Raw genomic sequence first — 11,439 nt, 5'->3', positions numbered from 1 at the left:
AAGGTGGCACAAACCTGTGACAGACGCGGGTGCCGGTTGAATCTCTCGACGGGGCGCGAGACATAGGGCGCATGTCGAACGTCAGCTCCGCTCCGCTTCCGCCCCGGGTGAGTGACCGGGCCTTCTATGTCTTCACCGGTGTCGTGTCCGTGGCGGCCCTGGCGTTCATCGGCTGGATTCTGATGGGCCGACGCGGGGCCACGGTGGAGGGCGTGGATCTGCGCTTCCTGCCAGCGGTCAACGCGAGCCTCAACGCGACGGCGGCGGCGCTGCTCATCGCCGGGTGGGTGGCCATCAAGCAGGGCGCGCGGCGGGTGCACCAGTACCTCATGGTGTCGGCCTTCGCGGCGTCCGCGCTGTTCCTGGTGTGCTACCTCGCGTACCACTACGTGCACGGCGACACGCGCTACGTGGGCGACTTCCGCGGGCTGTACCTGTGCATCCTGGCCAGCCACGTGCTCCTGTCCATGGGCGTGGTGCCGATGGCGCTCGCGGCCTTCTACTTCGTGTGGCGCAAGGACTTCACGCGGCACCGCAAGGTGACGCGGTGGCTGGCGCCCATCTGGGTGTACGTGTCGGTGACGGGCGTGGTGGTGTTCTTCATGCTGCGCGGCAGCGTGCCGTCCATGCCCTGAGGCACGGTCAGCCCAGGGCACGCCGGAGCCAGCGCTCGAAGGCGTCGAAGGTGTCCTGGGCGCCCCTCACCACGCGGTCCCCGAAGTCCAGCTCCGACGTGTTGTCGGCCGCGCGCGCGAGCACCTCCGCGAAGCCGCGCCACTTCGGGCCCACGTCGTCGCCGTAGGCGCGGAAGAAGACGAAGTCGCCCGCCTGGGTCCCCTCGAAGTGGCGGCGCAGGTGACGCAGGATGAGCTGGCCGCCGAGCGTGGCCCCCTCCAGCACGTAGCAGCCCCCGAGCGCCTCGGGCAGCGAGCGGAGCGGCGGCGGCTCGGGACAGCGGGGCAGCCGCGCGAGCGACGCCGCGTCATGGCCGAGCGCGCGCAGGTCCGCCTCCAGCCACGGCAGCTTCAGGCGCTCGCGCAGGTGCAGCGCGGGCAGCTCTTCCGCGAGCACCTCGTGAAGGCGCGCCTCCACCGGCTGGTGGAAGCCGTACAGCGCCTCCAGGTGACGGCGGTAGCCATCGAGCGTCAGCCCCGGCTCCAGGAGGCGCACCGCGGACTCGGCGCGCTCGTGATGGGGGCGGGTCTCCGTCTTCAGTCGCTGCGGCAGGGACACTGCGGGGAAGATGCCGTCACGGACGCGCCGAAGGAACGACGAAATCCACGGCGTGGGCCCGCCCGCCCGGGCAGCGGCCGGGGGCGCCTGTCAGGAACACGTGGGGACGGGCGACCTGGGCGCCATGCGAATCCAGACGCTTCAGCCGACGCCGTGTCAAAGCTGGCCTTATCAATCCGCCGCGCCCCGGGGAGGCTCCGAGACGGTGTTCTTCCCGCTGCTGCGGGGCACCGTGGACGTGCTGCCCGAGGACGTCTCGGCGCTGCTCGTGCTCTCCGACCTCCAGGGCGTCGCGCCCCATGCGCTGCACGACGGCGCGGTGGCGCTGCTCGGCGAGGTGCTCGCCGACGAGCTGGCGCTCCTGGGGGAGCTGGGCGAGCTGCCGCATCCGAGCGCCATCGGCGTGGTGCTGGCCGGTGACCTCTTCTCCGAGCCGGGCGCGAACGTGCGCGGAGCCTCCGGCGACGTGCGCTCGGTGTGGCTCGCCTTCGCGTCCCACTTCCGCTGGGTGGTGGGCGTGGCCGGCAACCACGACACCTTCGGCGGCGCGCGGGAGCAGACGCGCTTCCAGCAGCGCCCCGGCGTCAGCCTGCTCGACGGGGAGGTGGTGGAGCTCGACGGGCTGAAGGTGGGCGGCGTGGGCGGCATCATCGGACACCCGGGCAAGCCGGGCCGCCGCGAGGAGTCCCAGTTCCTGGGCCATCTCGTCGACGTGCTGCGCACCGGGCCGGACGTCCTGGTGCTGCATCAGGGGCCGGACGTCGAGGGCACGCGACTGCGCGGCAGCCCCGTCATCCGCGAGGCCGTGGAGAGGGCCCCGGGCTCGCTGGTCATCTGTGGCCACGCCCACTGGGACGAGCCGCTCGCCACGCTGCCGAGCGGCACGCAGGTCCTCAACGTGGACAGCCGCGCGGTGCTGCTGGAGCGCGCGGCGGCGAAGAGCTGAGGCCCCTTCCGCCGCCGTCTCATGCCCTCAGCGGCAGAAGCCGTCGGAGCGACAGGTCGCCGGAGCCGCGCAGCTGAGCCCCGTCCCGAGGCAGCTCGGCTGACACGCGCCGATGCCGGTGCCGTCGCTGTAGCAGCGGTACTGCGAGCGGCAGTCACCCTGCCCCGTGCCAATCTCCCGCGAGCAGCTGTCCAGGCAGCTCTTCAGGCCCGTCACCGAGTTCACGACGTAGCACTTCGAGCCCGCGGGGCACGCCGTCGAGTTGCACTGGAGCGTGCAGTAGCCGCCGGGGAAGTTCGTGTTGCAGAGGCCCTCGCCGCACTCCGAGTCGAGCGAGCACGGCGCGCCCACCTGGAGCGACGGGTCATCGTCGATGGGCGCCAGCGGGAGCAGCGCGAAGTCGATGTTGCGCGTCGTCGAGCGGGCCGTCACGTCGATGGCCTCCAACGAGTCGACGTTGCGCCAGAAGCCGGTGAGCTCCCCGTCCTCGAAGAGGTTGCCGTCGTCGTCCTCGTCGATGGTCGCCAGCGTGTAGTACGTCCGGGGCACCAGCGAGATGGAGTACGCGTAGCCCCGCGCGGCCGAGACGCCGGTGAGCGAGTCGCGGTCCGTCTCCCACTCGCCGGTCAGGTCGTCCTGCCAGAGGAACGCGATGATGGCGTCGCGGCCCGCGGCGGCGCCCACCGCGATTTTCAGCGCCACCGTGGCCGAGCCCGCCCCGCCCGAGCCCACCAGGTTCAGCGTGGCCAGGTAGTCCCCATCCGCCAGCCCCGCCGTGTTCACCGCCACGTCGAACGACGTCGAGCCGAACGCCGGCACCGTCTTCGTGGTGCCTCCGGGGAACGACACCGTCGCGCGGGCCGCGCCGTCCACGGAGGCCGTCACCACCAGCTCGCCGCCCTGACGCCCGCCGATGTTGCTCAGGGTGAGGTGCTGCGTCTCCGTCCCCTGGAAGAACAGCGTGGAGGTGGACACGCTCAGCTTCGGAGGCACGGTGCCCGGGTCCGTGTTGGCGACCTGTCGGAGCGCCGCCTGCGCGTTGACCAGGCCCGCGCCGCAACCTCCCGGACACTGCGAGCCGGCGACGGGCGTGGCGGTGCTCTTCAGGATGCTCTCCGCCTGTCCGGGCGAGAGCGTCCCGCCCGAGTGCGCGTGCAGCAGCGCCACGATGCCCGCCACGTGCGGCGACGCCATGCTGGTGCCCTGCGAGAAGGAGTACGCGGGCTGACGGTTGTCATCCAGCACGGTGGAGAGCACGCCGTCCGCGTAGCCGTCGCCGTTGAGGTCCTCGACCATCTCGCCGCCCGCGGCCACCACGTCCACGCCCGAGCCGTAGTTGGAGTAGCTGCTGCGACGGCCGGACAGGCCGGTGGCGCCCACACAGATGACCTGCTGCTGGTTGCAGGGCGTGCTGTCGGCGGCGGCCATGTTCTCGTTGCCCGCGGCCACGACGATGGTGGCGCCCCGCGCGACGGCGGCGTCGATGGCGTCCTGGTAGAGCCGCTGCGGTGGCGCGGTGCCACCCAGGCTCATGTTCACCACCTTCGCGGCCACCGCGGGCGACTGGGAGATGCCGGGCACCGCGCCCCCCGTGGCCCAGGTGATGGCCGCCGCGATGTCGAAGCTGCTGCCTCCCTGCCGGCCCAGCACGCGCACCGGGAGGATGCGCGCGTTCCAGGCCACACCCGCCACGCCGAAGCCGTTGTTCGTCATCGCGGCCACCGTGCCCGCCACATGCGAGCCGTGCCACGACGAGCCCCCGGACGGCATGTCGCCGCCCTCGTCCTGGGGGTTGGCGTCACGCCCGTTGCCATCCCCCGCGTTGGCCGGGTCCGAAATCATGTCGTAGCCAGGCACCACGTGGCCGTCGAGGTCGGGGTGCGCGACGATGCCGGTGTCGATGACCGCCACCACCACGCCCGTGGCGTCCGACTCCACGTCCCACGCCGCCGGCAGGTTGAGCGCGGCGTAGTGCCACTGGAGGCTGTAGCCCTTGTCGTTCGGCACCGCGAGCTTGTGCATCCGCAGGTTGCGGTCCGTGAAGCGCACCCCGGGCAGCGCGGCGAGCCGCGACACCAGCTCCCGCGTCTCGTCCGCCGTCACCCCGTGGCCATCCTCGGCCTCGAAGCCCACCAGGTGCAGGTGCTCGCTGGCGTGCCCCTTGTGCACGGCGCGATAGCCGGGGACCTTCGCGGCGGCGAGCACGCGCTCGGGGGAGACGGAGGACTCCTCGAAGCGCACGACGACGTCACCGGGGATGGTCGGGTCCTCATCCGGGACGCGCGAGAGCGGCGGCGGCCCCAGCGGCGCGGGGATGATGGGCAGCTCAGGGTCCGTCTGCTCCAGCGCGGCGCGGCGCGAGGACTGCGCCCGGGCTTCGCGAATCTGCTCCGCCAGCCGGTTCGCCACCGACCTGCCGAAGGGCAGCTTCAGCTCGCGCGAGACGCCGCCCTCCGTGGACTGCTCGTTGCTGCGAAAGGGCGTCAACGTCCCCGTGACGGTGCCCTTGTTGGGGTCCGTGCCACCGTCGGCACCTCCGCCCCCCTTGCTCTCGTCACACCCACTGACGGACAGCAGCAGCCACAACCCCACGAGCCATGCACGACGCATTCAGGATGCCCCCTCACCGCGGACAGAAGGGGGCACCCTAACATCGCGCCTCCGCGCGGACGTGCTTTCTCAGCTCGCCTGCGCCACCTCGTCGTCGTCCGTGTCCTCCCGAACGTTCGCATCGGCCTCATCCGCCAGGGCGTTCACATCTCCGGGGACACCGTCGATGTACGTCACGACGTTCCCCGGCAGCGCGGGCACGCGAGGCCCCGGCGTCACCACACCCGTCAGGTTCAGGGGGTCCACTCCCGAAATCTGGATTCGCACGCCGGACGGAGGCTGACGGCGCACCGCGCGCGCCGTGTCCACCGCCTCCGGCAGCGCGAACTGTTCACCGACGAAGCCCGCCACGAAGCGGCCGCCCCGCACCTCGCCCCGCGCCTCCATGCGCCGGTACACGAAGAGCAGCTCGCGCCACGTGGGCGCCAGCGCCTCGCGCATCACCAAATCCCTCCAGACGATGCCGTAGCGCTGGAGGAACAGGCGCGCCAGCGAGTCCATCACCTCGTCCGACGTCTTCGGCTCCGCGGGCGCCAGGAGGCTCCAGCGTCCCGGGCCTCCGCGCTGGAGCAGCTTCTGGCGCTTGCGGTGCGCGGGGCTCTGGAGCACGCGCAGGTTCTGCACCGCGTCCGCCGTCACCAGGCCGCGCGCCACCAGCTCCCACAGCGCGTCCTCGATTTCCGCCGGCAGCCGGCGCGCGCGCGACACCAGGTCCTGGAAGAAGCACGCGCCCCGGCGCTCCAGCACCGACACCACGTCCTTCGCGGCGACGCTGAGGTCCGGAGGCGTCCACACGTCCCCGTCCGCGAGCACCGCGTGGGGCCGGGCCGCGACGAGCATCCACTCCAAGTCCTCGCGCAGGGCGAAGGTGAGCGGCGCGTTGCGCGTGGGCGAGGCCCTGGAGCGCGTGGGGGCGGGCTCCGGCTCCGGCGTCACGGGCGCGCCGCGACGAGGCCCCGCCACGGGCTTGGGCTCCTTCATCGTCAGCCGGCCCCACGCCACCTCGCCGCCGTAGCACGCGCGCTCCAGCAGGTCGGGCGTGTAGCCGCGCATGCGCGCGGGCAACAGGAAGCGCTCCCACGCGGAGGCCGGCGCCTCGTAGCCCTGGAGCAGGCGCACCGCCTTGAGCAGGCCCGTGGAGCCGCGCAGCGAGTCCACGTCCTCCAGGTGATGCCACCGGAAGAGGAAGCGCATGAAGTCGCGCGCGCTCAGCGGCTCGATTTCGCGGCGCAGCCGGCCCACCGTCATCCGGTGGATGCGCTGGAGCAGGCGCCGGTCGCACCACTCCAGCGGCGGCGCCTCGCCCGGCGCCAGCGGCTGCTCCAGCGGACGGAAGCGGCCTCGCAGCACGGTGCCCTGCATCTCCAGCTGATGCATGGCCGCGTTGACCTCGTCCTCGCTCAGCTCACACAGGCGCGACAGCTCCGCCACCGTGACGGGGCCCACGTTCTCCATGCGCCCGCGCACCACCTGGAGCACCGCGGCCTCGCGCTCCACCGGACGGTCGTGCTCCAGCACCGGGAGCGGCGGCTGGGTCATGGCGTCCGGGAACAGCGCGCGCACCGCGCTGCCCCGCTCGGCCGCGACCAGGAAGCGCCCGCCGGGGAGCGTCAGCCACGACACGCGCCCCTGCTGGAAGAGCGGCTCGGCGAGCCCCCGGGGCACATCCCTGTCCCGCACCAGCACCCACTGGAGGAGCAGGTCGTGCAGCTCATCCTCGTCGCGCATCGGCGGCGCGGCGTCCTCCACCACCGTGGCGATGGCGGCGGCGTCCAGCGCGCCGAAGGCGGCCGCGTCCTCGGCTGGCATGGCGCGGCGCAGGGCCACGTTGCGCACGCGGCGCTCCTCCGCCGGGGCGTCGTCCAGGAACGTGTAGGGCTGGCTGTGAATCATCGCGTGCGCGAAGACGCTCGGCTCCGGCACGTCGCGGGCCTCCAGGCGGATGCGGCCGTCGCGCATGCGCCGGAGCACCTCACGCAGCCCCTCCACGTCCATGGCCTCGTGCAGACAGTCGTCCATCGTCTGCTTCACCAGCGGGTGGTTCGGCAGCTCGACGTCCGCGCCGCCGTGGTTGTCCTGGCAGCCCACCTGCGCGGGGAACACGGCGGCCAGCAGGTCCTCGCTGCGCGCGCGCTGGAGGTTGGGCGCCACGCGCTTGCCGCCCATCATCCGGTGGAGCGCGAGCGCCCGCGTGGCCACCCAGCGGAAGCGCGTGCCGAACAGCGGCGACTGGAGCACCGCCTGCACCAGCACCTCCTCCACGTGCTCGGGGTGGAGGAAGTCGAAGATGTCCGACAGCGGGAACGAGTGCTGCTCGCCCAGCGACAGGAGGATGCCGTCCTCCGTCGCCGCCGCCTGGAGCTCGAAGTCGAACGAGCGGCAGAAGCGCTTGCGCAGCGCCAGGCCCCAGGCCCGGTTGATGCGGCTGCCGAAGGGCGCGTGGATGATGAGCTGCATGCCGCCCGCCTCGTCGAAGAAGCGCTCGGCGACGATGAGGTTGTGGCTGGGCAGCGCGTCCAGCATCTTGCGCCCCAGCCGCAGGTAGCCCAGCAGCGCGTCCACCGCGGGCGGGGACATGCGCAGCTCCTTCTCCAGGAAGGCCTGCGCGTCCTCGCGCGCGAGCAGGTCCTCGCGCAGCCGCCCCACCTGGAGTGACAGCTCGTCGGTGCGCCCCGGCGCCTCGCCACGCCAGAAGGGCACGTTGGGCGCGGCGCCTCGCGCGTCCTCCACCATCACCGTGCTGCCCATCACGCGCTGGATGCGCCACGCGGTGCTGCCCAGCAGGAACACGTCTCCGGGTGAGGACTCCACCGCGAAGTCCTCGTCCAGCGTGCCCACCACCTTGCCCTCGGGCTGGGCGGTGACGCTGAAGGTGAAGGTGTCCGGGATGGCGCCGCCGTTGGTGAGCGCGGTGATGCGCACGCCCCGGCGCCCCTTGAGGCGCTGGTTCACCCGGTCGCGGTGCAGGTGGATGCCCGCGCGGCCGCGGCGGTCGCTGATGCCCTCCGACAGCACCTCGAGCACGCCCTGGTACTCCTCCCAGGTGAGGTCGCGGTACGGGTACGCGCGCTGGAAGAGGCTGAAGAGGGCGCGCTCGTCCCACTCCTCGCACGCGCACGCGGCCACCACCTGCTGGGCCAGCACGTCGAGCGGCTTCTCCGGCATGATGACCCGGTCCAGGTCACCCTCGCGCACGGCGTTGAGCAGCGCGGCGCACTCCACCAGCTCGTCGCGCGTCATCGCGAACAGGATGCCCTTGGAGATGGCGGCCTTGTGGTGGCCCGCGCGGCCCACGCGCTGGAGCAGCACGGAGATGGCCTTCGTGGTGCCCAGCTGCACGACCAGGTCCACATTGCCCACGTCGATACCGAGCTCCAGCGACGCGGTGGCCACCATCACCCGCAGGCGGCCGTCCTTGAGCTTCTCCTCGGCGGCCAGCCGGATTTCGCGCGACATGCTGCCGTGGTGGGCCGCGACGAGCCCTTCACCCAGCCGCTCGCCCAAATCATGCGCCACGCGCTCGGCCATCTTGCGCGTGTTGACGAAGATGAGCGTCGTGCGGTGCGAGGCCGTCAGCGCGATGAGCCGGTCATAGACCTGGCCCCACATCTCGTGGGTGGCCAGTGAGGACAGCTCGGCGTCCGGAATCTCGAGCGTCAAGTCCCACGGGCGCAGGTGGCCCACCTCGACCTTGCGGCACGGGCGGTGGCTCGCGCCGGTGAGGAAGCCGGCGATGGCGTCCAGCGGCTTCTGGGTGGCGGACAAGCCGATGAGCTGCGGGCGCACCTCGGTGAGGGCCTTGAGCCGCTCCATGGACAGCGTGAAGTGGCTGCCGCGCTTGTCGCGCGCGAGCGCATGGATTTCGTCGACGATGACGGTGCGCACGCCCTTGAGCGTGGCGCGGGCGCGCTCGGCGGTGAGGTAGAGGTAGAGCGACTCCGGCGTGGTGATGAGGATGTGCGGAGGACGGCGCACCATCTGCGCGCGCTCGGACGCGGGCGTGTCGCCGCTGCGCACCTGCACGCGCAGCTCGCGCGGGGTGTAGCCCTCGCCACGGGCGCGCGAGAGCAGCTCCTCCAGGGGTTGGAGGAGGTTCTTCTGCACGTCGTTGCCCAGGGCCTTGAGCGGCGACACGTAGAGCACCTGGGTGCGGTCCTCCAGGCTCCCCTCCAGCGCCAGCCGGAACAGCGAGTCGAGCGCGGCGAGGAACGCGGTGAGCGTCTTGCCGGAGCCGGTGGGCGCGGCGATGAGCACGTCGTGCCCGGCCTGGATGAGGGGCCAGCCCTCGATTTGAGGACGCGTGGGCTCGCCCAGTCGCTCGGCGAACCAACGACGCACCACGGGGTGGAAGCTCGCCAGGGCCGGGTGGGCCGCGCACTCGGCGGCGAAGTCGAGGCTGATTTGCGGGGCCATGCACACCTCTCCAGGTGGCAGCCTGAACACAGGTACAGGCGGGCGTCAACGCGCGCACCGCGTGGGAGGACCCACGCCCACACCCTCCGCCCGGGTAGTCGCCAGGAGGGCGGACAGGCTGCCCGCGCCGACGTGTCAGGCCCCATGCGCGGGACGACCCGACACATCCTGTGGTCTCCATCCAACCCAATGACTCTCATCCGGGCCGAGCCCCGAGGAAAGACAGACACTGAGGCCCTGTTCCCTCGGAGCGCTGCCTTGTCAGCGATTCCTCGCCTTCGCTAGCATTTCAGGCTCCTCGGGATGGGTTTTGAGCCGCCAGGCCGCGCGGTCGACAGAGGTTCCAGGCATGGCGTTCTCGGATTTCGTGGCGAAGGTCCTCTACACCTCGGTTTTGGCGGTGGTGTGTCTGGGCCTCGGTGCCGTTTTCTTCTCCGAGATTCAGCGCGTCTGGTTCGACAAGCGCCTGTACATCGGCCGGTTCGACTTCTTCGAGACGGGTGAGGCCAAGGCCACGGAGGCCAAGGCCTTCGCGCGGCAGATCGCCTACCACCACCGGGCGTTCAAGACCCTGCTCGACCAGGAGCGCCAGCGGCGAGAGCGCGCGAACGAATCCGAGAACCCCGCCACCTTCGGCGCCAGCACACCCCTGCCCGACTCCACGTTCGGGAATGGCAATCTCGACGCCCTGCTCTCCTCGGCCAACGACCTCACCTCCGTCGAGCTCACCGTCCAGGGCATCAACATCAAGGAACTGCTCACCTGGCTCCGCGAAAGGGTGAGCACCCCCAACGAGCTCACGGGCGTCGTGGAGAAGCACCCCACCGGAGTCCGCGCCCTGGCGAGCTGGACGCGGGGCCCGCTGCGCTCCGAGGGGCACCGGGTCGACGGACAGGTCCTGGACATCGCCGGACAGCCCGACGTGGAGCGGGCCTCGTTCCACGTCGCCTGTGGACTCATCTGGGCGCAGCTCGCCGCCGACGACGAGGTGCTGTCCAAGGTGTCTCGCGCCGAGTTCTGCGCCTGGGCCGAGGTCTGGAGCCAGTACATCGACCTGCGCGAGCGGAGCGCCACCCTGACGGGCTTGAGCCCCGACAGCCTCGAGAGCGTGAAGAAGCTGCGCGCGTTCCTCGACCGGCAGGTCGCCGGCTCGACGCAACTCGCGGAGGTCTACCTCCTGCGCGCGGACCTCCTGGACCTGCTCCCCGCGGAGCAGAAGACCCAGGAGGACCTCATCCAGGCCCAGAACGACCGCTTGCAGTACGCCATGATGGGGCGCAAGCCCACCGAGCCCGAGAAGCAAGGCGTCGCCCTCGCCGCGCGCGCCGCGCCGCCCGACAAGTACGAGGTCATGGCCCAGGTGCGGCCCGCGCTGCGCATGCAGGGTGACCGCGTCTCGGACGTGCTCCCGGAGAGCTGGCAACAGCTCTTGAAGTCAGGCCAGGACGCTGGCTTCCCCGTCAGCCGCGCGACCGGCTCGCTCTTCATCACCAAGCCCGACGGGAAGACCACCTACCTGACGGCGTTCGCCGTGGCGCCACGGGTCATCATGACCGTCGGAGACCACGTCCCCCCCTTGATGCTCGACCACCCCGAGCCCCAGCCGCTCACCGGAGAGACCTGGCGGTTCACCTTCGACGACGATGGCAACAGCCCGAAGCAGACCCACCGGGTCACCCACGTCATCTTCGCCCACCACGACACGTCATCCACCGCGCCGCGCACCATCGCCCTGCTCGAGCTGGCCGAGCACGACACGCAGCGCCACCCGCCCGTCACCCTCGAGTGGAACCCCGAGTCGGTGAAGTCCCACGTGGACCAGTACGTCTACGTCATCGGCTATCCCTCCGAGGGCAGCAACCTGCCCAAGAACTTCCTGCGCCCGTTGCTGGGCGACCTCTACGACATCCGCCGGTTGATGCCCGGCCGCGTGGTGTCGCTCACCCCGAGCCAGGAGCCCCGGCCCTCGGTCGTCCGCGCCCTGCGCAGCGATGTCAGCACCACCGTCGGCGTCGCCGGCGCGCCGCTCGTCGACCTGCGCGACGACAAGGTCGTCGTGGGCCTGCACTTCGCCGGTGAGTGGAAGGAGAACCAGGGCAAGTTCGCCCTCGCCCTCTCCATGGCCGACCTGCTCGCCACCCTGCCGGAGTTCGCCATCCAGCGCATCAAGCCCGGCACCATCCAGGACGCGCCCCCCATGGTGACGCCGCTCGGAGACAGCAGCCAGTCGCAGTAGT

6 protein-coding genes are annotated in these 11,439 nt (G+C 71.5%); 3 read left to right on the top strand and 3 right to left on the bottom strand.

The window, feature by feature from the left end; translation table 11 throughout:
- Positions 1–71: 71 nt before the first annotated feature.
- Positions 72–635: a DUF420 domain-containing protein gene (locus tag AC6JA9_RS05805; RefSeq protein ID WP_074949357.1), complete on the top strand. Its 564-nt coding sequence runs from the start codon at positions 72–74 to the stop codon at positions 633–635.
- A gap of 7 nt (positions 636–642) precedes the next feature.
- On the opposite strand, the gene AC6JA9_RS05800 is transcribed toward AC6JA9_RS05805, so the two are convergent.
- Positions 643–1,233 carry a biliverdin-producing heme oxygenase gene (locus tag AC6JA9_RS05800; protein WP_497959228.1) on the bottom strand — a complete coding sequence of 197 codons (591 nt, stop codon included), beginning with the start codon at positions 1,231–1,233 and terminating at the stop codon, positions 643–645.
- Positions 1,234–1,438: 205 nt separating this feature from the next.
- On the opposite strand from AC6JA9_RS05800, the gene AC6JA9_RS05795 reads away from it, so the two are divergent.
- A complete protein-coding gene (locus tag AC6JA9_RS05795) occupies positions 1,439–2,179 on the top strand; it encodes a metallophosphoesterase family protein (RefSeq protein ID WP_223746092.1) in 741 nt (246 codons plus the stop codon).
- A gap of 27 nt (positions 2,180–2,206) precedes the next feature.
- On the opposite strand, the gene AC6JA9_RS05790 is transcribed toward AC6JA9_RS05795, so the two are convergent.
- Positions 2,207–4,789 (bottom strand): S8 family peptidase, encoded by a 2,583-nt coding sequence (locus AC6JA9_RS05790; protein WP_473570279.1) that lies wholly within the window; start codon positions 4,787–4,789, stop codon positions 2,207–2,209.
- 69 nt (positions 4,790–4,858) lie between these two features.
- The gene (locus tag AC6JA9_RS05785; RefSeq protein WP_497959227.1) at positions 4,859–9,202 is read right to left on the bottom strand and encodes a DEAD/DEAH box helicase; all 4,344 of its coding nucleotides are present in this window, start codon (positions 9,200–9,202) and stop codon (positions 4,859–4,861) included.
- 349 nt (positions 9,203–9,551) lie between these two features.
- On the opposite strand from AC6JA9_RS05785, the gene AC6JA9_RS05780 reads away from it, so the two are divergent.
- The gene (locus tag AC6JA9_RS05780; RefSeq protein WP_408888066.1) at positions 9,552–11,438 is read left to right on the top strand and encodes a trypsin-like serine peptidase; all 1,887 of its coding nucleotides are present in this window, start codon (positions 9,552–9,554) and stop codon (positions 11,436–11,438) included.
- The last annotated feature ends 1 nt before the right edge of the window (position 11,439 follow it).

The organism is Myxococcus sp. MH1 (genome assembly GCF_059738865.1).
Note: the sequence above shows the minus strand (reverse complement) of the source record. Positions and strands in the feature narration are given on the sequence as shown.